Below are 23310 nucleotides of genomic sequence, written 5' to 3' on the forward strand. Positions count from 1 at the left end.
CCGCTTTGCCGGTATTAATCCGTACATGGCATTCACACTCCGGCAATTGCAATATTTCGTCGCCGTCGCGGAACAGGGCTCGATCACCCGTGCCGCACAGAACCTGTCGATTTCGCAGTCATCCATCACCGAAGCCATCAAGGAGCTGGAAACCGATCTGGACGTCGAGCTGTTCGAGCGCCACCCGCGCGGCTTGCACATCACCTATAACGGCCATCAGTTCCTGCGCCACGCCACCAAGATACTGGCCGATGTTTCCGATGCGCGCCGCTCCTTCTCCGAGGACAGGCCGACCGATGCCGGTAAGCTGCAATTGGGTGTCACCTCGCTCGTCGCCGGTTATGTCCTGTCCGATCTGCTCGCCCGCTATCGCCGTGCGTGCCCGGGAGTGGAGGTCAGCGCCATCGAGGACAATGGCTCTTATCTCGAGCACCTGCTGATCGGCGGCGAGCTCGACGTCGCCGTCATGGTCATTTCCAACCTGCGCGACCGCATGGCCCTGCAGGCGGAAATCATCGAGACCTCGCCCTACCGGCTCTGGCTGCCGCTCGGCCATCCCCTGGTCAGCGCCGATATCATTTCCATCAATGATATCGCCAAGGAACCGCTGATCATGCTGACGGTCGACGAAATCGAGGAGAACACCGGCAAGCTGCTGACAGCACTGGGCGCCCGCCCGCACGTCGCTTTCCGTACCCGGTCCGTCGAAGCGGTCCGCAGCCTCGTGGCAACTGGCGCCGGCATCGCGCTATTGCCAGATCTGGTCTACCGCCCCTGGTCGCTGGAAGGCGACCGCATCGAAAGCCGTGACGTTTCCGGCGCGCTCCCGGTGGTACAGGTGGGCATGGTCTGGCGCAAGGGATCCAGCCTGCCGCAGGCGGCGCGCGACTTTGTCGGCATCGCCGAAGCGCTGCGCAGCGGCCGTACGCGATGATATCGGAAAAACCGATAGCGCCCTTCTGATTAATGAATTTGCGAAAGCGGCAAAAGAGAGGCACTTTTTCTCCCGGGAACACACGCCGCAAAGGCGGCACCACAATCGGGAGACTCGAGATGAAGCAGTTTCTGAAATCCTGCACAGCATTGACCCTTTCGCTTGCCTTCTGCACGCAGGTCATGGCTCAGGAGGCCTTGAAGCAATTGGGCAAGGGCGAAGGCGAACTCTCCATCGTTGCCTGGGCCGGCTATATCGAGCGCGGCGACACCGACAAGGCCTATGACTGGGTTACCGGCTTCGAGAAGGAAACCGGCTGCAAGGTCAGCGTCAAGACAGCCGCCACATCGGACGAGATGGTGGCGCTGATGAACGAAGGCGGCTTCGATCTCGTAACCGCCTCCGGTGACGCCTCGCTGCGCCTCGTGGCCGGCAAACGCGTCCAACCCATCAACACTGATCTTATCCCGAGCTGGAAGACAATCGACAAACGCCTGCAGGATGCTCCTTGGTACACGGTCAAGGGCGTGCATTATGGTGTGCCCTATGTCTGGGGTCCGAACGTCCTGATGTACAATACCGAGGTCTTCAAAGGTAAACCGCCAAAGAGCTGGAACGTTGTCTTTGAGGAAATGACCCTGCCGGACGGCAAGTCCAACAAGGGTCGCGTACAAGCCTATGACGGTCCGATCCATATAGCGGACGCCGCCAACTACCTGATGTTCCATAAGCCGGAACTTGGCATCAAAAGCCCCTATGAGTTGAACGAAGACCAATACAAGGCAGCGCTCGAGCTGTTGCGCGGGCAGCGCAAGCTTGCCGGACGTTACTGGCACGATGCGATGATCCAGGTCGATGACTTCAAGAATGAAGGCGTTGTCGCTTCCGGTTCGTGGCCATTTCAGGTCAATTTGCTGAAGTCGGAAAAGCAACCGGTTGCTTCGAATTTCCCGGAAGAAGGCACAACCGGTTGGGCTGATACGACCATGCTGCATGCGGAAAGCACCCATCCGAACTGCGCCTATATGTGGATGGAACACAGCCTTTCCACAAAGGTGCAGGGCGATGTTTCCGCGTGGTTCGGCGCCAACCCATCCGTCGGTGCAGCCTGCAAAGGCAATGAACTCCTCACGGACGAAGGCTGCGCCACCAACGGCTACAATGATTTTGACAAGATCAAATTCTGGAGGACGCCGGTTGCCAAGTGCGAAAGCCAGAGTGAATGCGTGCCGTATCACCGCTGGGTGTCCGATTATATCGGTGTCATTGGCGGCCGCTGATCCCCGGTATCACGCTGCGGTGTGTGGTTCGCCCCGGCAAGCATGCCTGAAACATGGAGTGAGACATGACAGCTGCTGTCCTGTTTGAAAACGTATCGCGCCATTTCGGAGTGGTCCGCGCCGTCGATGCGGTTGATCTCGCCGTTGCCGAAGGGGAATTCTTTGCCATGCTTGGCCCCTCCGGCTCGGGCAAGACCACCTGTCTGCGCCTGATGGCGGGGTTCGAACAGCCGACCGGTGGCCATATCGAGATTTTCGGCGAGACGGCGGAGGGCGTGCCGCCGTACCGGCGCAATGTGAATACGGTGTTTCAGGATTATGCATTGTTTCCGCATCTGAGCATTCTCGACAATGTCGCCTATGGCCTGATGGTCAAGGGCGTGGCGCGGGAAGAACGGCGCAAGGCTGCGGAAGATGCGCTCGCCATGGTCAAGCTGCCTGGGTACGGCACGCGGCGGCCCGGTCAGCTTTCCGGCGGTCAGCGCCAGCGCGTTGCGCTTGCGCGCGCCCTCGTCAACAAGCCTAAAGTCCTTCTGCTGGACGAGCCATTGGGTGCGCTGGACCTCAAGCTGCGTGAACAAATGCAGGAGGAATTGAAGACCCTGCAGAAATCGCTCGGCATCACCTTCGTACTTGTCACCCATGATCAAGGCGAAGCCCTGTCCATGGCCAACCGCATCGCCGTGTTCAACGAAGGCAGGATCCAGCAACTTGGTACGCCGGAAGATGTCTACAAGCGGCCGAAGACGCGGTTTGTCGCCGATTTCGTCGGCTCGTCCAATATCCTGCAACCGGAATTTGTCACCCAACTTGGCGCGGGTCCGCAACTCGCCAGCCTGCGTCCCGAAGCCATAGAGCTTACCGGCAAGAAAGACGGCCAGCTTTCGCTGTCCGGCATTGTCCTCTCGCGCAGCTTCCTTGGTGCATCGAACCGTATCACCGTCGATGTCAGCGGGACCAAACTTCATGTGACCAGTCCGGCGGCAAGTCCTGTTCCGGAAGAAGGCAGCAAGGTCACATTGAGTTTTGCCCCGGCCGATCTTCATCTTATGGAGGCGGTTTGATGAGCGCCATCACCGGCGAACAGGCCATATCAACGCAAAGGCCCGGTCTCGCCGACCGCATATCGGATTTCTTCTGGAAGCATCCGCATGTTTTCCTGGCAGTGATGCTGGCTCCGCCGCTGCTGTGGCTCGGCATCATCTATTTGGGTTCGTTGCTGGCGCTCCTGTTGCAGAGCTTCTTTTCCATCGATGATTATTCGGGCCTGGTGAATTACGAGTTCACGCTTGCTACCTACGGGCAGTTGCTGAACGAGACCAATCTCGACATCATCATCCGCACCGTGTGCATGGCGGCGATCGTGACCCTGTTTTCCGCACTGATCGCCTTTCCGATCGCTTACTATGCGGCGCGCTATGCCAGGGGAAAATGGAAGGCGCTGTTCTATCTCGGGGTAATGCTGCCGCTGTGGTCGAGCTATCTTGTCAAGATTTACGCGTGGAAACTGATCCTTGCCAAGGAAGGTATTCTGACCTGGCTCCTGACCAAGCTGAACCTGCTCTGGCTGCTGGATGCATGGCTGTCACTCCCGGTGATCGGCGGCAATTCCCTCTCGGTCAGCTATACCGGCACCTTCATCGTCTTCGTCTATGTCTGGATGCCCTTCATGATCCTGCCGATCCAGGCATCGCTGGAGCGCGTACCGGTCAATCTGATCGAGGCCTCCTCCGATCTTGGCAGCACCCCCCAGCAGACATTCCGCCATGTACTGTTTCCGCTGGCTCTGCCCGGCATCGTTGCCGGATCGATCTTCACCTTTTCGCTGACGCTGGGTGACTACATCATTCCGCAGATCATCGGTTCTTCGCGTCTTTTCATCGGCCAGGCCGTCTATGCGCAGCAGGGCACGGCGGGCAACATCCCGCTTGCTGCCGCCTTCACCGTCGTGCCCATCGTCATCATGGGGCTCTATCTCTGGGCCGCCCGCAGAATGGGAGCTTTCGATGCGCTCTGACCGTTCCGCCTCCGCTCCGCTGGGTCTGAAGATTGCCGCTGCCGGCGGGCTGCTCTTCCTGCATCTGCCGATCCTGCTGATTTTTCTCTATGCCTTCACCACGGAAGAAAAGAGCTACCAGTTCCCGCCGCCCGGCCTGACACTGCAATGGTTCGCGGTGACCTGGAACCGGCCCGATGTATGGCAAGCGCTGAGCCTCTCGGTCCGCGTCGCCTCGATCGCCACGGCCATCGCATTGCTGCTTGGCACGCTTTGCGCCGCTGCTGTCAGCCAGACCCGGTTCTTCGGGCGCGAGACGATTTCACTGCTGGTCATCCTGCCGATTGCCCTGCCCGGCATCATCACCGGCATTGCCCTGCGGTCAGCCTTCAGCATGGCGGACATTCCCTTCTCGATCTGGACCATCGTGCTTGGTCACGCCACGTTCTGCGTCGTGGTTGTCTATAACAATGCGGTCGCCCGCTTCCGCCGTGTTTCGGGTTCACTGGTCGAAGCGTCGATGGATCTCGGGGCCAACGGCTTCCAGACATTTCGGTACGTCATCCTGCCCAATATCAGCACGGCACTCCTGGCAGGCGGCATGCTCGCCTTCGCCCTGTCCTTCGACGAAGTCATCGTCACCACATTCACCGGCGGCCAGCAATCCACCCTACCGATCTGGATGCTGCAGGAACTCATCCGCCCGCGCCAGCGGCCCGTCACCAACGTGGTCGCTATGGTCGTCGTGCTGGTGACATTCCTGCCGATCCTTGCCGCCTATTATCTCACACGCGACGGCGACCAGATCGCCGGTTCCGGCAAATAATGCAAAGACTATGGGAGAACGACACATGGATACGCAACTGCTGATCGGGTCGACATTCGTCGCCGGAACCGAGGCCGAGGAACATATCCTCAATCCGAAGACCGGCGCGACAATCATTGATCTTGCCGAAGCCTCCCACAGTCAGATCGATGCAGCTGTCGACGCGGCCGAACGGGCCTTTACTACGTGGTCACTGACGACACCTGCCGAGCGCTCCGGTTATCTCCTGCGGATTGCCGATGCCATTGAAAAACATGCGGATGATTTCGCCGCGCTTGAAGCGCTCAACTGCGGCAAGCCGATCAACGCCGTGCGCAACGACGAGCTTCCGGCCATCATCGATTGCTGGCGGTTCTTTGCCGGAGCCATCCGTTCCATGCAAGCGCCTGTCGCGGGGGAATATCTGCCCGGCCATACCTCAATGGTTCGCCGCGATGCCGTCGGCATTGTCGGATCGATTGCGCCGTGGAATTACCCGCTGATGATGATGGCGTGGAAACTTGCGCCTGCTATTGCAGGTGGCAATACGGTGGTGTTCAAGCCATCCGAACAAACACCGCTGACAGCGCTGAAAATGGCACGGCTTCTGGCGGATATTCTCCCCGAAGGAGTGGTCAACGTCATTCTTGGCCGCGGCGACACGGTCGGCAACGCGCTGATCAACCACCCCAAGATTGGCATGGTGTCCATCACCGGCGATATTGCCACGGGCAAGAAGGTGCTGCAGGCCGCCGCCAAGACGGTCAAGCGGACTCATCTGGAACTGGGCGGCAAGGCGCCTGTCATCGTCTATGACGATGCGGACCTTGGCGCCGTGGTCAACGGTATCCGTACCTTCGGTTATTACAATGCCGGCCAGGATTGTACGGCTGCCTGCCGCATCTATGCGCAGGATGGCATCTACGAGAAACTGGTGGCGGACCTCACCTCTGCCGTCTCCACCATCCGCTTCAATGACGCCGACGATACGGTCAATGAGATCGGACCGCTTATCTCCAGCCGACAGCGCGATCGTGTGGCGAGTTTTGTGGAGCGGGCAACGGAACAGAAGCACATCGAGATTACCACGGGCGGCCATGCGGGCAGCACCAATGGCTTCTTCTTCCAGCCCACCGTCGTTGCCGGTGCGACGCAGGAGGACGAGATTGTCCGCCGCGAGGTGTTCGGTCCGGTGGTTTCCGTCACGCGTTTCCGTGCCGATGATGAGGCGGTAAGATGGGCCAATGACAGCGATTACGGCCTCGCCTCTTCGGTCTGGACGAAAGATATTTCCAAGGCGATGAGAACCGCATCGCGGCTGCAATATGGCTGCACCTGGATCAACACCCACTTCATGCTGACCAATGAAATGCCGCATGGCGGCGTGAAGCAGTCAGGCTATGGCAAGGATATGTCGATCTACGCATTGGAGGATTATACGGCCGTTCGCCATATCATGATCAACCACGGCTGAAGGCCCGTTTCCGGCAGCGCGACGGCGCCAAAGGAATAAAATATCCATAAAACATTGAAATCAGGAATTTATTATTCTAGCCTGATTTTACTGACCTGACTTATCCGTGCGGTAGAATGAACATCCATCTCGAAGTCACAGAAGCCCCCTCGCCAACCGATCTCAAATTCCTGGGAGATCAGCTGACGGCATTCAATGATGGCGACGTCGGGCCGGGCCAAAGAGTGGCCCTTGCGGTCTTTGTGCGCGATGAAGCGGATAGGGTTGTCGGTGGAATATCGGGCTACACCGCGTGGGGATGGCTCTACGTTCAATGGCTGTGGGTTGATGAGAGTTTTCGCGGACAGCACATGGCAGGCAGAATGTTGGATGCCGCAGAACAGGAAGCGGCGGCACGTGGATGCCATGGCGCATATATTGATACGTTCAATCCAAGAGCCGCGAAGACTTACCAGAAGCAGGGATACCAGACCTTTGCTACCCTGCCCGATTTTCCGATGGGGCGTGACCGCATCTTCCTGCAGAAACGGCTCTGACTAGTGGTCCGATTCTGACATTTGCATGCTGCGCGTCATGTCATATGGGATGCGAATGTCAAATTCGTTCCACTAGCCTGCGATGCGTCCGCCGCGCGTGGGCTCGCGAACGCCTGTCGTCGTCGGGAAACTGATCGGCAAGTCCCTGAGAATACGCACCGCAAGAAAACCAAAGCATTCCGCCTCGACCGCGTCGCCGCGCAAACCCAAGGCTTCGGCGGCCAGGACCTCGACGCCGGCGCGATCCGAAAGCATGGCCATGATCGCCGGATTGCGGCGGCCGCCTCCGCAAACCACCAGCCGGCCGGGCCGTTGCGGCAAAAGATCGAGCGCTTTGCCCACGGCAGATGCGGTAAATGCCGACAGAAGTGCCGCCCCATCCCGTGCATTGAGGCCATCGGCCATTTCCGCGCCAAAATCGAAGCGGTCCAATGATTTTGGATAAGGTGTTGTCAGATAAGGATGCTGCAGGAGCCTGGAAAGGCGTTCTTCGTCAACCGTTCCAGCCAAAGCCAGAGCGCCGTCCCGATCCATTTCACCCAGCCCTTTCGCCTTGACGAAATCATTGAGCGGCGCGTTGGCAGGCCCGGTATCGAACGCGACAAAGCCACCATCGCCATCCCACCAGGTAATGTTCGCAACACCGCCCAGGTTCAGCATGGCGGTGTCCTTTCCAACCCCGGCAGCCTGCAGCAGTGCAGCATGATACGCCGCCGACAAAGGAGCGCCCTGCCCGCCCATGCGCATATCAGCCGAGCGGAAATCATAGGCGACCTTCGTTCCAAGAATGGCGCTCATCAGTTCGCCATCGCCGAGCTGGCGGGTCGCGCCAAGACGGCCGCCCTGGGGAGCGCGGTGCAGAACGGTCTGGCCGTGAAACCCGACGATGCCGATGTCGGCCATTGTCAGGCCGGCACCGTTGACCAGATCCTGGACTGCCGCGGATTGCGCGCGCGTCAGTGCCTCTTCGGCTTGCCGGAAGATCACCGGTTCGGGACCGTTGAAATTCCAGACACGGGCCTGGCTCAACGTCTCCTCCAGCAGGCTTCGAACGGATGCGTCGTAGGGGGTCAGCGCGTAAGCGCCGAAGGCATCTATGCGCTCGCCGTCGGTTTTGATCAGGGCAACGTCAATGTTGCCGTCAAGTACGGTACCGGTCATCAGGCCAACGGCCCACATTGGTTCCATGGTTGAATTCCTACTATCCGTTGACGAGATTGCCGACTTCCTGCCGAAGCAAGGTTATTCCACTGTCGAAATGGCGTGTCGGATGAATGCGGTTGGTGAGCAGTGTCCAGGCCCTGCCCTTGTCGAAATCAATCCACAGGCCAGTACCTGTAAAGCCGGTATGACCGATCGTGTTCGCAGAACACAATCCTCCGCCTGACCAGTCCTCATATGGCCGCTCCCACCCATGGGTGCGTTTGGCGGACAGAGGTTTCTTCATGAGCGCAATCGCATGCTCGGACGCTCCTGTTCCATCCAGCAGACCTTGCGCGAAATCCAGAACGGAATGGGCCGTTCCGAACAGCCCGGCATGACCGGCTCCCTGCAAGGCAGCACAATTGTCGTCATGCACTTCGCCCGACAGCACCCGGTGACGCCAGGTGCAGTCCTCGGTGGCCGCCGCAGCATCAGATGCAGCAGAGAACGCAAAGCCTGCTCCTGGGTCCATGTCACGGATGGAGCACTTGGATAGGCGCTCCAACACAAAGCCCAGAAGAATGAAATTGATATCGGAATAGACCGGTTCCCCGGCCTGCCATTCACGTTGCAGGATGAAGCTGCGCAGCAAATCCGGATCGCGGCCATAGGTGTATATCGGGGCAACGGCCGGCAAGGGCGTCTGATGGCCGAGACATTGCCTAAAGGTGATTTTCCGTTCCCAGGCGGTTGCGTCATATTGGCGTAGATCCGGCAGCGCGGAGATGAGCGGTGCGTCGAGATCAATGATGCCCGCTTCCGCCAAAGCAAGGATGCGCGGTGTCGTAAAGATGACCTTGGTCAGCGATGCAAGGTCGAACCACGTGTTGATCCGCATCGGCCTGATACTTGGAATAAGTTGAGCTGAGCCAATCGCCTGGATGATCCGGCGCTGATCCCGATCAACAATGCCGAACACGCCCCCGGGAATGCGGCTCGTTGCTACGGCACTGGCAAGAGGTGCAAAAGCGCGATCGAACAACCGGGAAAGCGCGGCATTGGCGAACTGTTCCGTACGATCAGATGCACTCATGATCTATCCCGCCGTTTGCGTATATGGTGGAGCTTCGGTACGTGCCTTGTGATCGGCACCAAAATGCGTCCAGTCGGCCGGGGCGGGTTCAAAACCCGGCTGGCGCACAAGGGACGGAACCTGCCGCGTATCCAGTTCAAAGTGCTCCTTGCGGCGGCTGACTGTCGGAACGGCGGCAATGAGCCTTTGCGTGTAGGAATGCTGTGGATTTGCCAGCACCGCTGCAGCACGACCGATTTCAACAATCTGTCCGGCATACATGACGGCAATCCTGTGGGCGATCCGCTCGACAACGGCCATGTCATGCGAGATGAACAGATAAGCCAGATTGAATTCCCGTTGCAGGTCGACAAGCAAATCCAATACCTTGGCCTGCACGGACACATCCAAAGCCGAAACCGCTTCATCCAGAACCACAACGGAAGGGTTCAGCATCAGCGCCCGGGCAATGCACAGGCGCTGGCGTTGACCGCCGGAGAATTCATGCGGATAGCGGTCAAGGCTGTTGGACGGCAGGCCGACGCGCTCGATCAGCATGGACATTCTCTCGCGCGTCTGGACATCGAGCCGCCCGCCTGCAGCAATCACCGGCTCCGCAAGAATGCTCGCAATGGAGAGCCGCGGATTGAGCGAAGCATAGGGGTTCTGGAAAACCATCTGCACCGGCCGCTGGCTTCGCCGCGCGGAGGCTTCCTGCCTGTCGGCAGAAAAGGTGCCGCGGGTGGATTTTGTCAGACCCAGAATGGTGCGCGCCGTTGTCGATTTCCCTGAGCCGCTTTCGCCGACAATCGCCAGTGTTTCCCCCGGCATCAGATCAAAATCCACGCCCTCCACCGCGTGAACCGCACCGGCGGGGCGGCGAAAAATGCCTGACGTAACCGGAAACCGCACGGTAAGCCCGTCAACCCTGAGAGCCGGATCGACCGATGCCTCGCTGTTGCGTTTGCCGTCGGTACGCGCTGCCTGCCCGCGGGCGAAATGCGGGACGGCATGCAGGAGATGTTGCGTATAGGGATGTTGCGGGTGATCGAGTATCTGGTTCAACTCCCCTTGTTCCACCGCCTGCCCGTTCTGCATCACCATGACCCTGTCGGCAATTCCCGCGACGAGGCCGATGTCATGCGTGATGAAAATCATCGACATCCCGGTTTCCCGCTTCAATTCTGCGAGAAGCGCCATGATCTGTGCCTGCACGGTGACGTCCAATGCCGTAGTGGGCTCATCGGCAATCAGCAGACGGGAGTTGCACGCCAAAGCCGTTGCTATCATGACGCGCTGGAGCATGCCGCCTGATAGCTGGTTGGGATAATAGCTCAAGCGCCGTAGAGCATCGGGAATCCGCACGCGATCGAGCGCGTCCTTGGCCGCCGCACGCGCCTGCTTTCCGGTCAATCCTCGATGGAGTCGAAAGGATTCTTCAATCTGCGTGCCTATGGAAAGCACGGGATTGAGCGATGTCATCGGCTCCTGAAAAATCATGCCGATTTCAGCGCCGCGCACTTTTGTCAGTTGCGGTTCCGTCGCGGTCGTCAGGTCCAGAATGCTGTTATCGGCCCGTTTCAGCTTTATGGAACCGGAGACGATGCGGCCCCCGCCAAAATCAACGAGCCGATTGATCGAGAGCGCCGTGACGGATTTTCCGGAGCCGCTTTCACCGACGATTGCCAGTGTTTCTCCGGCGGCCACATCAAAGCTTACGCCGCGCACAACCTGATTGACCTCAGGGTCGTGGCCAAAGCCGACGCGCAGATCACGGACAGAGAGCAGCGGGCTCATGGGTTTGACCTCCGCATTCTCGGATCAAGGATATCGCGCAACGCATCGCCAAGCAGGTTGAAACCAAGGATGCTCACCATGATTGCAAGGCCGGGGAAGATCAGCAGCCATGGGGCTGTTTCCATCAGATTGCGGCTGTCGCTCAACATCAGACCGAGCGACGATGCGGGCGGCTGTGTGCCAAGACCAAGGAAACTGAGGCCCGCTTCGGTCAGGAGAGCCCATGCCAGCGCCAGGGTGATCTGAACCGTTAGCGGCGCCACCAGATTGAGCAGGAGATGCCGCGTCAGGATATATGTGCGACTGCTGCCGAACGTGCGCGCCGCGTCAACGAAATCGCGTGCCTTCAGTGACAGCGCCGGCCCGCGCACGACACGGGTGAATATGGGCGTGTAGACAATCCCGATCGCCACAACACTGGTCCAGGTTCCCGGTCCGACAATGGCAACAACCAAAAGGGCGAGAAGAATGGCTGGAAATGCCAGCAACACATCCATCAGGCGCATGATGATGCCATCCAGCCGATGGCCGAACCATGCCGCGGCCAGGCCAAGGACAGTTCCCGCAAGCGATGCAAAGGCAACCGACAGGAAGGCCACCGTAAAGGACTGCCCTACCCCGCGCATGAGACGGCTGGCGACATCGCGACCAAACAGGTCGGTACCCATCCAATAGGTGATGGTGGGGGAATGCAGGCGGTCCAGGCGGTTCTGCATCAACGGGTCATGCGGTGTGAAACCCATAAGGCCGAGCAAGGCGATCACGAGGTAGAGCAGGACGATGGCCCCGCCAATTCTGCCGCTTGTATGTCCAAAAATCGCGCGGAGGATGCGCATCAGCGTTCTCCCAAACGAATGCGGGGATCAAGCGCCGAATATGCGAGGTCGACCAGAAGATTGACGACCATGAAGTTGAAGGCAATGAACAGCACGCTTCCCTGCAACAGGGCATAATCCCGCTGCAATATCGCGTCGAGAACCACGCGCCCCAATCCTGGCAGCGCATAGATCTTCTCGACGAGAACGGCACCGCCCAGCAGATAGCCGAATTCCATGCCGCTGAGAGTGACGACCGGGATGAGTGCATTCGGCAGCGCGTGCCGCCAGATGACACTGCGCGCCGACGCGCCCTTACTGCGTGCGGTCCTCACATAATCATCGCTCAGGACATCGAGCATGGCGGACCGGGATATGCGGGTGACGGAAGCGGCAAATGCCAATCCAAGCGTGATGGCCGGAAAGATCAATTGGCTAAGGTTGCGCAGCGGGTCCTTCCAGAAGGGCGAAAACTCTCCCATTGTCGGCAGCGCGCCGAAGCCGACGGACAGCATGTAGATAATAAGGAGGCCGACAACGAAGCTAGGCGTTGATTGGCCGACCATGGCAAAGATGCGCACCGTCAGGTCGGATGGCCTGCCATTATGGGTTGCGGCGAACACCCCTGCCGGAAGACCGATGGCAAGCGCGATGATCATGGAAAGAAAGGCCAATTCCAAAGTCAGGGGAAAGCGATCAAATATCACGTCGAGCACCGGTTTTCCGTAGGCGACCGAGATACCCAGATCGCCACGGAAAAGCCCGAGCAGCCAGTGCCAGTATTGAACGAGCCAATTCTGGTCGAGGCCGAAATAGGCCGTCAACGCCACGCGTTGTTGCGGCGTCAATAGTCCGGCCTCTGTCCCAAGCATCGCCGTGATGGCATCGCCGGGAACGAGACGGATTGCAACGAACACAAGTATTGAGACGCCGATCAAAACCAGCGGAAACGTCACCAGACGCCGTGTAACATAACCCATCCAGAAACGTCTCCGGGTAAGAAGTGATCGGCAATCCCAGTCCAGCTATTGCTGGACGGTCACCTTGCTGAGACCGAAAAGCGAACCGATGGGCGTTGCAGTGAAGCCCTGGACACTCTTTTGCTGTGCCGTATAGCTGTAGGAGGTATAGAGCCAGATCCAGGGAGACATCTCCGCGAGATGTTTTTCGAAATCACTGAAAATGACCTTGCGTGCTGCGGGATCGGTTTCGGCGCGGCCTTTCTGCATAAGGCTGTCCAGGGTATCGTCGATGTAATTTGCAACCTTTTGCAGGTTTCCGGTCTTGGTCCAGTACCGGCTGTACATTGAATAGGGATCCGCGCTGCCGCCATTCAGGGCAACAGCCATGTCGAAATCGCCTTTCAGCCATCTATCGACATAGACGTTCAGTTCCATGACCTTGATATCGAGTTTGACGCCGATTTCGGCCAGTTGGGATTGGATGACCTGAGCCTCTGCGGCGGCCGTTGGCGGTTCGCCGGTTGCCGCGATGACCGTGGCCGAGAATCCTTTCGCATATCCCGCGTCGGCCATGAGTTTCTTGGCCTTCTCGACATCCCGCTTGTAACAGAACAGGCTGTTGGGATCGGTTGCAAAGGATGGTGTCGTTATCGGGCCTGTCACCTTGCCTTCCCCCAGGGAAGCCGTATCGAGAACTTCCTTCCGGTCGATGGCGCAGGAAATGGCCTGCCGTACCGCAAGCTCGGTCATTGGCTTGCGCGACGGATTAAGCTGCAGCACATGATAGGCAAGCACAGGTGCACGGTTCAGGACCAGTCGCTCTTCCCGTGGAATGAGTGTTGCAATCAGAGGGTCGTTCAGCAGCGCAAAATCGACCTGGCCGGTGCGCATGGCCGCCAGGATCGCAGTTTCGTCGGGAAGAACACTGATATTGATGCCCTCGACACCTGTTGCACCTCCGGCCCACGCCTTGTTGGCAACCAGTATCTCGCGGGAATTCGGATCCCACTTTTCAAGCTTGAAAGGCCCCGAACCTACAGGCGTTGTGCTGATCGCTCCTTTTTCAATTTCACGCGCGGAAATGATCGCCGCGTTCAGATTTGTCATCGCCGTCAGAAGCGGCACATCCGGCTGGGACAGATGAAAAACCACCGTGTGAGGATCAACGGCTTCGATATTGGCAATCGACAAGAAGTTGGCCCGCGCCACCGCACCGGTCGCTTCGTTGAGTATACGCTCAAATGACGCCTTCACATCCGCTGAGGTGACCGGGTCCCCGTTCTGGAATTTTGCATTCGGGTTGAGTTTGAAGGTCAATTCTTTACCGTTGGACGAAAATTGCCAGGAATCGGCAACCGCCGGAACAATCTGCAGATTGGCATCCAGACGCACGAGCGGCTCATAAATGAGCTCAAGCAGCCTTATGGAAGAGAAAGCCGTCTGCTTGTGCGGATCGAGACCCGTCGCGTCCTGCGACCAGGCCATGCGCAGCGTTGCCGCGCTTGCTGGCGAACCCACCACTGTCGCGCCAAGGGCTGCAGCTATTGCAAGACAAGAAACCAGTTTCGCTGTTGAACGCCTTTTCATTTTTCTTTTTCCCTCTGGAGCTATTTTGAGCGGCCTTATGGACGCTTGATTCGTTTTACTTCCTGCTAAACCGTCATGGTCTTACACCGGCTTCGCATTTATCGCCTTTCGCAGAAAACCTCCTGCATCTTTTAACGCCACCCGCGCTTTTTCCACGTCCATTCCCGTTTTGACCATCAATATCGCCAGCTTCACATCATTGCTTGTCTGATCGAGAGCTTGGCGCGCCTGCTCAGTGGTACAACCGGTTGCCTGCATGACAATACGCGACGCCCTGGCCACGAGTTTTTTGTTGCTCGCGTGCACGTCCACCATGAGATTCTGATAGCTCTTTCCAATCCGTATCATGCTAGCCGTCGTCAGCATGTTGAGAATGAGCTTTTGTGCGGTGCCGGATTTCAAGCGGGTTGACCCGGTAAGAACCTCCGGACCGACAACGGGCGAAATCGCGATATCGGCAATTCCGGCAATGATTGAATCCGGGTTGCAGGACAAGGCAATGGTCGAAGCCCCCACCTGTTTGGCGTAATTCAGCCCGCCGATCACGTAGGGCGTGCGTCCGCTGACTGCGATACCAACAACCACGTCCTGTGCCGTCAGCCCAATGTCCCGCAGCGCTCGTTCCCCCTTATGCGGATCGTCCTCAGCGCCTTCTATGGCCCTGATCATCGCCTCGGGACCGCCAGCGATCAGCCCCACCACCACGCCTTCGGGTACGCCGAAGGTTGGCGGACATTCCGAAGCATCCAGAACCCCCAAACGGCCGCTGGTTCCCGCTCCCATATAAATGAGCCTCCCCCCGACTTGGAAGGCAGTGACGACCCGGTCAACCGCCGCTGCGATATGCGGAATAACCTTCTCGACAGCCGATGGCACGCCTTTGTCTTCATCATTGATCTTCTGCAAAATATCGGTAGTTGGCAGAAGATCGATCTGCATCGTCTGCGGATTTCGGCCCTCGGAGACCAGTTTTTCCAACTCGGATATCAACGCTTGCTCAGTCATCGGCCAACTTTCGGGAGAACTGCTTTTAATCAAAATGCGATACCGGCGAAAAGCGATGAGATCGCATCTCACCGGGGTCGTCCGCGCATTGCATGAATTGTCTATTCCGCATTCGGAATGCGGCCGCTCGCTCCCTGCTGCAACAGCTCTCATTCTTTTTATGTTAACTTTTTATGATTTATTATTCCTTATGTCAATATAAAATTGGAATTATATATTCCTAACCAGACGCGTTTATCCATCGGCTGAAACTGGCAGTTCACTTGCCCTCCGCAAACGGACGGCCATGGTTGAGCGTCGCTTACCGACAATGATGATGGGCAGTCGTAGTCTGAAATCTCAGCACGATTTTCTCGCCAGAATGATCGCACCTGAAACCGCATCGCCGTCGGCTGGTTTCAGGCGGCGGCGAATATCCGGAGCCAGCCATGGCTCCAGCGGCGTCGACAGCCCTCCGAGAAGCGTGACGCGGGGCGCACCTTTTTCGATCAGCGCGCGGACGATGGAGTCAATCTGCTCGGCCGCTCCCTGAACCAGACGCCGCCCCACCATGTCACCCTGATCCGCATGGCGCATCACCATGGGTGCGAGCACGGCATAGTCGGTCGCCGTCGCCCGATCCATCCACGCAACCACCTCCACAGGGTCGTTCTGGAACCGCTGCATCACCTCGCCCAGCAATGCACTCTGTTCGTGGCGGCCGTCGAAAGCCCGCAATGCAAGTTGAACGGCCTTCAATCCCAGATCCGCGCCGCTGCCTTCATCGGATATTGGAAAGCCATAACCGCCAACCCGCAGATCGCGCCCTTCGGCAAAACCCAGACCGATGGAACCCGTTCCGGCAATGACAATCGCGCCATCCGCGCCGGAGTGAGCTCCCAGACAGGCGGCAACGCCGTCGCTCGTGAAAGCGATGCTGGCAAACGGATGAGGGATAGCCCGAAGCGCCTCAAGCGCGCCCTTGCGGCCGATGCCGGCAAGACCGATACCGGCATGTATGCGTGCGGTTTCCCGCTCCGTGAAACCGGCTTCCACTATTGCCGAGGTAAAGGCGCTGGCAACGGAAGCCCAGGCCGCGTCCACGCCAAGACGGGTTGTCGCGGGTCCGGAGAGCCCTTGGCCGAGGACCGCACCAAAGCCGTCTTCAATGCGGGCGCGGCAGCCCGTGCCGCCGCCATCGACGCCAAGAAAAAACGGCTTCTCGTGCATGGCGTCACTCATGAGCTGATCCGCTCGATATCTGCGCCGCAGAGCCGAAGCTTGCGATCCAGCTGCTCATAGCCGCGATCAAGGTGATACACCCGGTTGATGATCGTCTCACCTTCACAAACGAGCCCCGCCAGAACGAGCGAGACGGAAGCCCGCAAGTCTGTCGCCATGACCTGCGCGCCGTGCAGCGGTTCCCCGCCGCGCACCAGCGCAGTCGTTCCCTGCAGCGTTATGTTCGCCCCCAGACGCATGAGCTCCGGGACATGCATGAAACGGTTTTCGAATATGGTTTCGCGCAGCAACGATGCGCCCTGACTCCGGCACGTCAATGCCATGAACTGGGCCTGGAGATCCGTGGGGAACCCCGGATAGGGCTCTGTGGTGATGTCAACGGCCTTCAGCGGCCCCTCCCGAGACACAATCAGGCCCCGGTCGCTAGGCCAGACGCTGGCACCTGCCGTTTCAAGCGCTTGCACAACAGAAGCCAGATGCTCCAGACGGGCATGGGTCAGTTCAAGCTGACCGCCGGTGATGGCCGCAGCGATTGCATAGGTGCCGGCCTCTATCCGGTCAGGGATGATAGCATGCCGGGCGGGACGCCACGTCGTATCGCCTTCCACCAGAATGCGATGCGTCCCGGCTCCTTCAATGCGGGCTCCCATCGCATTGAGGCAGGCGGCGAGGTCAACCACTTCCGGTTCGCGTGCAGCATTGAGGATTTCCGTTTCACCTTTTGCTGCGGTGGCCGCCATCATGGCTGTTTCGGTCGCCCCCACGGATGGAGAGCTGAGAACAATGCGGGTTCCCCGCAGCGAACCTTGCACAGATGCAACGATGACGCCGTTCTCGATGGCAATATCGGCCCCAAGCGCGGCAAGTGCACTGACATGCATGTTGACGGGCCGGGCACCAATTGCACACCCGCCCGGCAGCGAAACCCTGGCATGCCCGAAGCGGGCGAGCAGCGGCCCAAGAACCAGTATGGTCGCACGCATTCGCCTGACAGTGTCATAGGATGTTTCCTTCGACACAACAGCGCTTGTATCGATGGTCGCCGCATGCGGCGACCGGTCAATGCGCGCGCCATGGAGTTGCACCACGCCCAGCATGTTCTCCACATCGTTGACAGCTGGCAGATTGGTCAGTTCCAGCGGATAGGGGCTCAATAGCGCGGCGGCGATTTGCGGAAGCGCAGCGTTTTTGGCGCCGGAAATCGTGACGGCACCTTCCAGCCTGTTTCCCCCGATGATCCGTAATCTATCCATGATAACCACTGCCTGATCTGAGGAGCATGAAAACAGAGTGGGCTTCGTTCGACACCCTCTTCACCCACAGGTTGCGTCCGACATAGAAGGCACAACCCTCATGGCGATACACAAAAACTAATTGATCATTCCACGGTGTCAATTGATTTAGGAATATATTATTCTACGTCAGATTATCTGCGGCGCGATGCTTTTATCGGGAACGCTTCTGACGCCATTGCGAGGAGTAGCCAGTGCCTTGAATTGACGGTAGGTATGTAATTTCGGCGAGCCTGAAGGCTCCGATCATTCCAGAGGTCCGCGCTTTGGCGCGAGCAGCCTGAACTGCCAACGCGCAAAGGAACGCATGTCTATACTGCAGAAAATCAATGCACAGTTGGACTCTATGGCGCCTGCCGATCGCCAGATCGGGCAGTTCATCATCGACAATCCGGATCAGATGCTGCGGCTGTCATCGGCTGCTCTGGCCGTGGAGACGGGCCGGAGCCAGTCCAGTGTGGTGAAGTTCAGCCAGAAGCTCGGCTACGCAGGCTATATGGAGCTGAAGCTCGCTGTCAGCGAAGCCAAGGCACAGGAATGGACGGCCCCGGCGGGCATGATCCACGGCACGATCGAAATAGGCGACAGCTATCTCGTCATCCTGCAGAAACTGATCGGCAGCAAACAATTGTCCATGCAACAGACGGTTGCCGTCAACAATGAAAAAGACATCGGCATTGCCTTGGAAATCCTGCGCAAGGCCCGGCGCATTCATATGGCGGGCGTGGGCGCATCGTCACTGGTGGCACGGGATTTTGCCTATAAGCTGATGAAGCTTGGGCGCAATGTGCTGCACGACAGTGACAGCCATGTCCAGATGGCCAACGCATCCACGCTTGGGGCTGATGACGTCTTGTTCGCCCTCTCCTATTCGGGCGACAGTATCGAGACGTTGCGCATTGCCGAGCTTGCCAGCCAGCGCGGCGCAACCGTCATTGCCGTGACCGGGCTGAAGGACAATCCATTGAGCCGCGTGGCGGACATCCGGCTTTACACCTTTGCCGATGAAGAACGCGTTCGCTCTTCATCCATCACCGCAAGAGATGCGCAACTGACGCTGACCGACCTGTTGTTCATCCTGCTCATTCAAGGGCAACCGGATGCCCATGAATATATTCACAACAGCGAAGTTGCAGTCTCCGTTCTGAAAGCTGAACATCTCTAGAAACCCGGGCAGGCAACCCATACCGGCCGCTACCTTGACGGGATGATCACGCCAAATTGCCCACCTGCTCCACGTTGGATGCGGGGGACGGCGATTTGATCCTGGGGAAATCATAGCCATTCACCTTGGACGTCTTGTATCCGGCCCCGACCAGCGCTTCGGCAACCTTGACGGCTGCCGTGACGCCGTCAATGACGGGAATACCGGTCGCGGCGCTGAGCCGGTCGCACAACAAAGACATGCCCGCACAGCCAAGAACGATCGCTTCCGCGCGGTCTTCCAGTTTCGCCTTGCCGATTTCAAGCACGAGAAGACGCTCTGCCTCGACCGGGTCTTCATCCAGTCCCAGCACCGGCAGATTGATGGCGCGAACGTTGCGGCAATGGTGGTTTGCGCCGTAAGCGCTGACCAGATCTTCGATGATCGGGATGGAGCGGGGCAATGTCGTGATCACCGTGAAGCGCCGGCTGATCGTCATCGCGACCTGTATGGCGGCCTGGCAGATGCCGATCACGGGGCCCCGTGCAATCTCGCGTGCCGCATGCAGGCCGGGATCATCGAAGCAGGCAATGACATAGGCATCCACGCCTTGCGCCTGCCCCTTGCGTATTTCGGAAAGCATGGCCGGAACAGCCATGGCCTCGTCGGCCCCGCCCTCGATGCTCACCGGCGTATCCACGGGATTGACCGCGGTGACGCGCGTTGTCGGATAGGCCACCCGGACGGCACTTTCCAGAACCTGGGAAGTCATGGACGCTGTGGAGTTTGGATTGATGAGAAGAATATGCACGGTCGAGTTCCTTCAGCGCCACTTAATCGCGGCGGGATTTGGTAAAATCGGCAATTGGCGGAGGCGCCAGAACGAACTGTCGATCGGATGTGATGTAATTATCGGCGTGGAGACGGGCGATGGGCTGATAAACGTCCGGATTGACGTAGCGCCCCTCCGCGTCAAGGCAATCGCGGCGCACATGCATGTGGACGACCTCGCCAAGGACAAGCACCCGCTTCGGAAATTCGATCAGGCGCTCGACGCGGCATTCCAGGGCGCAGGGAGCCGTGGCAGCATACGTTGCATCGATTTGATTGCATGCGGCCGCCTCAAGACCGGCCATCTCCAGTTCGTCGACCTCGCTGTCGAAACCCAGCCCGCAAATGAGCATCTGCTGCGCCATGCTCATATCCACCATGTTGACGGCAAACTCACCCGTACGGCGGATATTGGCGATCGTGTCTTTCTCTTCCCCCGACGGCCGTGGCTGCACACCGAGGATCAGGATCGGCGGATCATGCGAGAACACGTTGAAGAAGCTCATGGGCGCCGCATTGCTGTGGCCGGCGCTTGAACGGGTCGTTACCAGGGCGATCGGCCGCGGGCCGATAAAATTCGTCAGCAGACGATATCGGCTCTCCGGTTCAAGCTCTGTAAAATCAAACTGCATGCCGACTCTCCCGTTTCGCTATATAGTGTACAATTATTGGGTATTATTGTCTACAATCATGCAGACAAAACGAGTTGACATTTTCCATTTGATCGCGATTGTCTGTCGCAATCGGGAGACAGGTACATGACTGAACAAGCAGGGGCTTCAACACAGCAGATTGTTGAACGGGTATGGCTTTCCATTGCCGAGCGCAGGCTTCGGCCCGGCGTGCAACTTAAGGAAGGGCAACTGGCCGCGATCTTCGACGTCAGTCGTGCCCGCATCCGCCAGGCGTTGGTTGCACTTGAACGGGATGGGCTCGTCACGATCATCCCGAACCGCGGCGCATTTGTCTGCCAACCTTCGGTGGATGAAGCACGGGATGTCTTCTTTGTCCGCCGTGCGGTCGAACGCTGTATTGTCGAGCGGCTTTGCAAATCAATCTCCAAAGTAAATGTCACGCGGCTGCGAACGCATGTTTCCAAAGAGCGCACCGCCAATGCACAGGATAGCACGACCGATATCATCAAGCTGTCAGGCGGCTTCCATCTCTTGCTTGCAGAGGTCGCGAACTCGGACTTTCTTTTCGCCACGATGCGCGATCTGATCGCAAGAAGTTCCCTCATCACTGCGGTCTACCGCAACACCAATCGCTTCAACTGCGGGCCGGACGAACACGCCGAAATTGTCGACGCAATCGCAAATGGCGATCTTTCCAAGGCGACAGGGCTCATGGAGCACCACCTTGAACATGTGGAGGCCGAGCTCGATCTGAGCGAAATCCGTGATCTTGCGCACGATTTGCGTTCCGCGCTGGCCTGAACCGCTGACCGTCATTCTGCTGCAGTTGCAATCTTCTCCTCGACCAGATGGCATGCCACGCGCGTGCCGCCCTGGAGAGTACGAACCTCTGGCACTTCAGCCGAGCAGCGTCCAATGGCAACCGGACACCGCGGGTGGAAAGTACAACCGGATGGTGGCTTGAGCGGGCTCGGCACCTCGCCGCCGCCAACGACCCGGTCCCTGTTCGGCTGCTGCACATTGGGGATCGTCTGCAAGAGAAGCCGCGTATAGGGATGCCGCGGATTGGCAAACAGCTCTTCCGTATCCCCCTCTTCCACGATACGACCGAGATACATCACCGCTATGCGGTCCGACATATGCCTGACAACGCTCATGTCATGGCTGATGAACAGATAGGTAAGACCGAGTTCGTCCTGCAGCTTGCGCATAAGGTTGAGAACCTGCGCCTGCACCGACACATCGAGCGCAGATGTCGGCTCGTCGCATACGAGGAATTCGGGTTCGCTGGCGAGCGCCCGTGCGATTGAAATACGCTGACGCTGACCGCCCGAAAACTCATGCGGATATTTTTCGCCATCCGAAGCCGATAGCCCGACAGTCTCGAGCAGTTCCTCAACGCGTTCGGTGATTTCATTTGACGTTTTGAGCAGCTTCATCTCGCGCAGCGGCTCCGCAACGATGTTCTTCACGCGCCACCGGGGATTGAGCGAGGCATAGGGATCCTGGAAGATCATCTGCACCGAAAGTGGCGCCCCATTGCGTCCTGGTGCAAAGCGAAGTTCGCCACTGCTGGGTTTGTGCAACCCGGTTACAAGACGCGCAACCGTTGATTTGCCGCAGCCGCTTTCTCCCACGATGCTGAGGCATCCACCCGCGGGCACGGTGAAGCTGATGTCATTGACGGCTTGCAGAAGCTGACGCGGTTTGCGCTCGACAACCCGGCTCAGCCACGGTGCCGAGACATCGAATGTCTTGACGAGACGCTCAGCGGTAAAAGCCGGCGTTTTTTGTCCGGTCCCGGTCATGCGGTTCCTCCCGCGTTGAGCCAGCAGGCGCTTGCGCCATCGCCCGCCGGCATGAGTTCAGGTTGCTCTCGAATACAGCGCGGTCCGACCGATTTGCAGCGCGGATTGAAAGCGCACCCATCCGGAATCGCATCGAGCCGGGGCATGGAACCATCGATCTGATTGAGGCGCTCCACGCGGGCGGCAAGTGCCGGAATGGAAGCCATAAGGCCGCGCGTGTAGGGATGCGCCGACGCGTGCAACACCTGATTGACCGAACCAACCTCGATCAACCGGCCCGCATACATGACCGCCACCCTGTCGGCTGCTTCCGCAATGACACCCATATCATGGGTAACCAGCATGACAGCCGTGCGCTTCTCCTTGCAAAGTTTACGCAGCAGCGAAATGATCTGCGCCTGAATGGATACGTCCAGCGCCGTGGTTGGCTCGTCGGCGATCACCAGCTTGGGCGAGGCCGCGAGTGCCAGGGCGATGACCACTCTCTGCCGCATCCCGCCAGAGAACTGGTGCGGATAATGGTTCACCCGCTCATCCGGAGAAGGAATGCCGACCTCTCCGAGTAATTCGATCGCCCGGGCTTTCGCCTGCGATTTGCTCATGTTGAGATGCTGGCGGATTGTCTCACTCAGTTGGGCCCCCACCGTGAACAGCGGATTGAGCGAGGTCAGCGGGTCCTGAAAGATCGCACCGATTTTGCGGCCGCGGATTTTTTCCATCTCATAGTCATCAAGGGTATCAATCCGACGATTCTCGAGCCAGATTTCGCCGCCGCTGATATGGCCGGGGCGCTCAAGCAGACCTTGAATGGCCAGACCGGTCATCGACTTGCCGGCTCCGGATTCGCCGACAACACCAAGGATTTCGCCTGCCCGGATGTCGAGACTCACATCCGAAAGCGCGGCCACTGTTCCGTGGCGTCCGGGGAATTCCACCGTGAGATTGCGAACCTCAAGGATGGGCTGATCCATTG

At 58.6% G+C, this 23310-nt stretch carries 22 protein-coding genes; 9 read left to right on the forward strand and 13 right to left on the reverse strand.

The annotated features are described in order from the left end of the window. The first annotated feature begins 25 nt into the window (after positions 1 to 25). The 7 genes from ACP7B1_RS13000 (at position 26) to ACP7B1_RS13030 (ending at position 7025) form a co-directional block, all read left to right on the forward strand. Positions 26 to 934, forward strand: a complete 909-nt coding sequence (locus ACP7B1_RS13000; protein WP_346308253.1) for a LysR family transcriptional regulator — start codon at positions 26 to 28, stop codon at positions 932 to 934. Positions 935 to 1053: 119 nt separating this feature from the next. Continuing rightward, positions 1054 to 2214, forward strand: a complete 1161-nt coding sequence (locus ACP7B1_RS13005; protein ID WP_346308254.1) for an ABC transporter substrate-binding protein — start codon at positions 1054 to 1056, stop codon at positions 2212 to 2214. 65 nt (positions 2215 to 2279) lie between these two features. Then, positions 2280 to 3278, forward strand: a complete 999-nt coding sequence (locus tag ACP7B1_RS13010) for an ABC transporter ATP-binding protein (RefSeq protein ID WP_346308255.1) — start codon at positions 2280 to 2282, stop codon at positions 3276 to 3278. Beyond that, on the forward strand, positions 3278 to 4231 hold the full coding sequence (locus ACP7B1_RS13015) for an ABC transporter permease (RefSeq protein WP_346308256.1): 954 nt from the start codon (positions 3278 to 3280) through the stop codon (positions 4229 to 4231). Before ACP7B1_RS13010 ends, ACP7B1_RS13015 begins: the two co-directional genes overlap by 1 nt. Then, positions 4221 to 5036 carry an ABC transporter permease gene (locus ACP7B1_RS13020; protein ID WP_346308257.1) on the forward strand — a complete coding sequence of 272 codons (816 nt, stop codon included), beginning with the start codon at positions 4221 to 4223 and terminating at the stop codon, positions 5034 to 5036. Before ACP7B1_RS13015 ends, ACP7B1_RS13020 begins: the two co-directional genes overlap by 11 nt. A 25-nt stretch (positions 5037 to 5061) precedes the next feature. Then, a complete protein-coding gene (locus ACP7B1_RS13025; RefSeq protein ID WP_346308258.1) occupies positions 5062 to 6489 on the forward strand; it encodes a gamma-aminobutyraldehyde dehydrogenase in 1428 nt (475 codons plus the stop codon). Between the two features lie 116 nt (positions 6490 to 6605). Beyond that, complete coding sequence (locus ACP7B1_RS13030; RefSeq protein ID WP_346308259.1) at positions 6606 to 7025, forward strand: GNAT family N-acetyltransferase; 420 nt, start codon at positions 6606 to 6608, stop codon at positions 7023 to 7025. 72 nt (positions 7026 to 7097) lie between these two features. Here the strand turns inward: ACP7B1_RS13030 and ACP7B1_RS13035 are convergent, their stop codons facing one another. From ACP7B1_RS13035 to murA, 9 genes are all read right to left on the reverse strand, one after another. Then, positions 7098 to 8213, reverse strand: coding sequence for an anhydro-N-acetylmuramic acid kinase (locus ACP7B1_RS13035; RefSeq protein ID WP_346308260.1), 1116 nt, complete (start codon positions 8211 to 8213; stop codon positions 7098 to 7100). A gap of 13 nt (positions 8214 to 8226) precedes the next feature. Then, on the reverse strand, positions 8227 to 9261 hold the full coding sequence (locus tag ACP7B1_RS13040; RefSeq protein WP_426136956.1) for a serine hydrolase domain-containing protein: 1035 nt from the start codon (positions 9259 to 9261) through the stop codon (positions 8227 to 8229). A 3-nt stretch (positions 9262 to 9264) separates the two neighbouring features. After that, positions 9265 to 11037 (reverse strand): dipeptide ABC transporter ATP-binding protein, encoded by a 1773-nt coding sequence (locus ACP7B1_RS13045; RefSeq protein WP_426136957.1) that lies wholly within the window; start codon positions 11035 to 11037, stop codon positions 9265 to 9267. After that, the gene (locus ACP7B1_RS13050; RefSeq protein WP_346308263.1) at positions 11034 to 11873 is read right to left on the reverse strand and encodes an ABC transporter permease; all 840 of its coding nucleotides are present in this window, start codon (positions 11871 to 11873) and stop codon (positions 11034 to 11036) included. Before ACP7B1_RS13050 ends, ACP7B1_RS13045 begins: the two co-directional genes overlap by 4 nt. Next, positions 11873 to 12832: an ABC transporter permease gene (locus ACP7B1_RS13055; RefSeq protein ID WP_346308264.1), complete on the reverse strand. Its 960-nt coding sequence runs from the start codon at positions 12830 to 12832 to the stop codon at positions 11873 to 11875. Before ACP7B1_RS13055 ends, ACP7B1_RS13050 begins: the two co-directional genes overlap by 1 nt. 45 nt (positions 12833 to 12877) lie before the next feature. Then, positions 12878 to 14401: an ABC transporter substrate-binding protein gene (locus ACP7B1_RS13060; protein WP_346308265.1), complete on the reverse strand. Its 1524-nt coding sequence runs from the start codon at positions 14399 to 14401 to the stop codon at positions 12878 to 12880. A gap of 81 nt (positions 14402 to 14482) precedes the next feature. Next, positions 14483 to 15406, reverse strand: a complete 924-nt coding sequence (gene murQ, locus ACP7B1_RS13065) for an N-acetylmuramic acid 6-phosphate etherase (RefSeq protein WP_346308266.1) — start codon at positions 15404 to 15406, stop codon at positions 14483 to 14485. Between the two features lie 339 nt (positions 15407 to 15745). After that, on the reverse strand, positions 15746 to 16627 hold the full coding sequence (locus tag ACP7B1_RS13070; RefSeq protein WP_346308267.1) for an N-acetylglucosamine kinase: 882 nt from the start codon (positions 16625 to 16627) through the stop codon (positions 15746 to 15748). After that, entirely contained in the window at positions 16624 to 17880 is a 1257-nt protein-coding gene (murA, locus tag ACP7B1_RS13075; RefSeq protein ID WP_346308268.1) for a UDP-N-acetylglucosamine 1-carboxyvinyltransferase, read from the reverse strand. The genes ACP7B1_RS13070 and murA overlap by 4 nt, the downstream gene beginning before the upstream one ends. A gap of 346 nt (positions 17881 to 18226) precedes the next feature. Here murA and ACP7B1_RS13080 point away from each other — a divergent pair, with 346 nt between their 5' ends. Beyond that, the gene (locus ACP7B1_RS13080; RefSeq protein ID WP_288191445.1) at positions 18227 to 19084 is read left to right on the forward strand and encodes a MurR/RpiR family transcriptional regulator; all 858 of its coding nucleotides are present in this window, start codon (positions 18227 to 18229) and stop codon (positions 19082 to 19084) included. Between the two features lie 46 nt (positions 19085 to 19130). Here the strand turns inward: ACP7B1_RS13080 and ACP7B1_RS13085 are convergent, their stop codons facing one another. Further along, the gene (locus ACP7B1_RS13085; RefSeq protein ID WP_288191447.1) at positions 19131 to 19874 is read right to left on the reverse strand and encodes an aspartate/glutamate racemase family protein; all 744 of its coding nucleotides are present in this window, start codon (positions 19872 to 19874) and stop codon (positions 19131 to 19133) included. A 22-nt stretch (positions 19875 to 19896) separates the two neighbouring features. Continuing rightward, positions 19897 to 20526 carry a flavin reductase family protein gene (locus tag ACP7B1_RS13090; RefSeq protein WP_288191449.1) on the reverse strand — a complete coding sequence of 210 codons (630 nt, stop codon included), beginning with the start codon at positions 20524 to 20526 and terminating at the stop codon, positions 19897 to 19899. A 126-nt stretch (positions 20527 to 20652) separates the two neighbouring features. Here ACP7B1_RS13090 and ACP7B1_RS13095 point away from each other — a divergent pair, with 126 nt between their 5' ends. Then, positions 20653 to 21330, forward strand: coding sequence for a GntR family transcriptional regulator (locus ACP7B1_RS13095; protein ID WP_346308269.1), 678 nt, complete (start codon positions 20653 to 20655; stop codon positions 21328 to 21330). A gap of 11 nt (positions 21331 to 21341) precedes the next feature. On the opposite strand, the gene ACP7B1_RS13100 is transcribed toward ACP7B1_RS13095, so the two are convergent. After that, on the reverse strand, positions 21342 to 22337 hold the full coding sequence (locus ACP7B1_RS13100) for an ABC transporter ATP-binding protein (protein ID WP_426136958.1): 996 nt from the start codon (positions 22335 to 22337) through the stop codon (positions 21342 to 21344). Continuing rightward, positions 22334 to 23308 carry an ABC transporter ATP-binding protein gene (locus ACP7B1_RS13105; RefSeq protein ID WP_374042630.1) on the reverse strand — a complete coding sequence of 325 codons (975 nt, stop codon included), beginning with the start codon at positions 23306 to 23308 and terminating at the stop codon, positions 22334 to 22336. Before ACP7B1_RS13105 ends, ACP7B1_RS13100 begins: the two co-directional genes overlap by 4 nt. Positions 23309 to 23310 lie beyond the last annotated feature (2 nt).

The sequence above is a fragment of the Phyllobacterium sp. SL163 genome, assembly GCF_049896885.1.
Taxonomy (GTDB): domain Bacteria; phylum Pseudomonadota; class Alphaproteobacteria; order Rhizobiales; family Rhizobiaceae; genus Phyllobacterium; species Phyllobacterium calauticae.

Coding starts and splice junctions, on each gene's coding strand:
- ACP7B1_RS13000 (WP_346308253.1), top strand. CDS start 26: ATGGCATTCACACTCCGGCAATTGCAATATTTCGTCGCCGTCGCGGAA.
- ACP7B1_RS13005 (WP_346308254.1), top strand. CDS start 1,054: ATGAAGCAGTTTCTGAAATCCTGCACAGCATTGACCCTTTCGCTTGCC.
- ACP7B1_RS13010 (WP_346308255.1), top strand. CDS start 2,280: ATGACAGCTGCTGTCCTGTTTGAAAACGTATCGCGCCATTTCGGAGTG.
- ACP7B1_RS13015 (WP_346308256.1), top strand. CDS start 3,278: ATGAGCGCCATCACCGGCGAACAGGCCATATCAACGCAAAGGCCCGGT.
- ACP7B1_RS13020 (WP_346308257.1), top strand. CDS start 4,221: ATGCGCTCTGACCGTTCCGCCTCCGCTCCGCTGGGTCTGAAGATTGCC.
- ACP7B1_RS13025 (WP_346308258.1), top strand. CDS start 5,062: ATGGATACGCAACTGCTGATCGGGTCGACATTCGTCGCCGGAACCGAG.
- ACP7B1_RS13030 (WP_346308259.1), top strand. CDS start 6,606: ATGAACATCCATCTCGAAGTCACAGAAGCCCCCTCGCCAACCGATCTC.
- ACP7B1_RS13035 (WP_346308260.1), bottom strand. CDS start 8,213: ATGGAACCAATGTGGGCCGTTGGCCTGATGACCGGTACCGTACTTGAC.
- ACP7B1_RS13040 (WP_426136956.1), bottom strand. CDS start 9,261: ATGAGTGCATCTGATCGTACGGAACAGTTCGCCAATGCCGCGCTTTCC.
- ACP7B1_RS13045 (WP_426136957.1), bottom strand. CDS start 11,037: ATGAGCCCGCTGCTCTCTGTCCGTGATCTGCGCGTCGGCTTTGGCCAC.
- ACP7B1_RS13050 (WP_346308263.1), bottom strand. CDS start 11,873: ATGCGCATCCTCCGCGCGATTTTTGGACATACAAGCGGCAGAATTGGC.
- ACP7B1_RS13055 (WP_346308264.1), bottom strand. CDS start 12,832: ATGGGTTATGTTACACGGCGTCTGGTGACGTTTCCGCTGGTTTTGATC.
- ACP7B1_RS13060 (WP_346308265.1), bottom strand. CDS start 14,401: ATGAAAAGGCGTTCAACAGCGAAACTGGTTTCTTGTCTTGCAATAGCT.
- murQ (WP_346308266.1), bottom strand. CDS start 15,406: ATGACTGAGCAAGCGTTGATATCCGAGTTGGAAAAACTGGTCTCCGAG.
- ACP7B1_RS13070 (WP_346308267.1), bottom strand. CDS start 16,627: ATGAGTGACGCCATGCACGAGAAGCCGTTTTTTCTTGGCGTCGATGGC.
- murA (WP_346308268.1), bottom strand. CDS start 17,880: ATGGATAGATTACGGATCATCGGGGGAAACAGGCTGGAAGGTGCCGTC.
- ACP7B1_RS13080 (WP_288191445.1), top strand. CDS start 18,227: ATGTCTATACTGCAGAAAATCAATGCACAGTTGGACTCTATGGCGCCT.
- ACP7B1_RS13090 (WP_288191449.1), bottom strand. CDS start 20,526: ATGCAGTTTGATTTTACAGAGCTTGAACCGGAGAGCCGATATCGTCTG.
- ACP7B1_RS13095 (WP_346308269.1), top strand. CDS start 20,653: ATGACTGAACAAGCAGGGGCTTCAACACAGCAGATTGTTGAACGGGTA.
- ACP7B1_RS13100 (WP_426136958.1), bottom strand. CDS start 22,337: ATGACCGGGACCGGACAAAAAACGCCGGCTTTTACCGCTGAGCGTCTC.
- ACP7B1_RS13105 (WP_374042630.1), bottom strand. CDS start 23,308: ATGGATCAGCCCATCCTTGAGGTTCGCAATCTCACGGTGGAATTCCCC.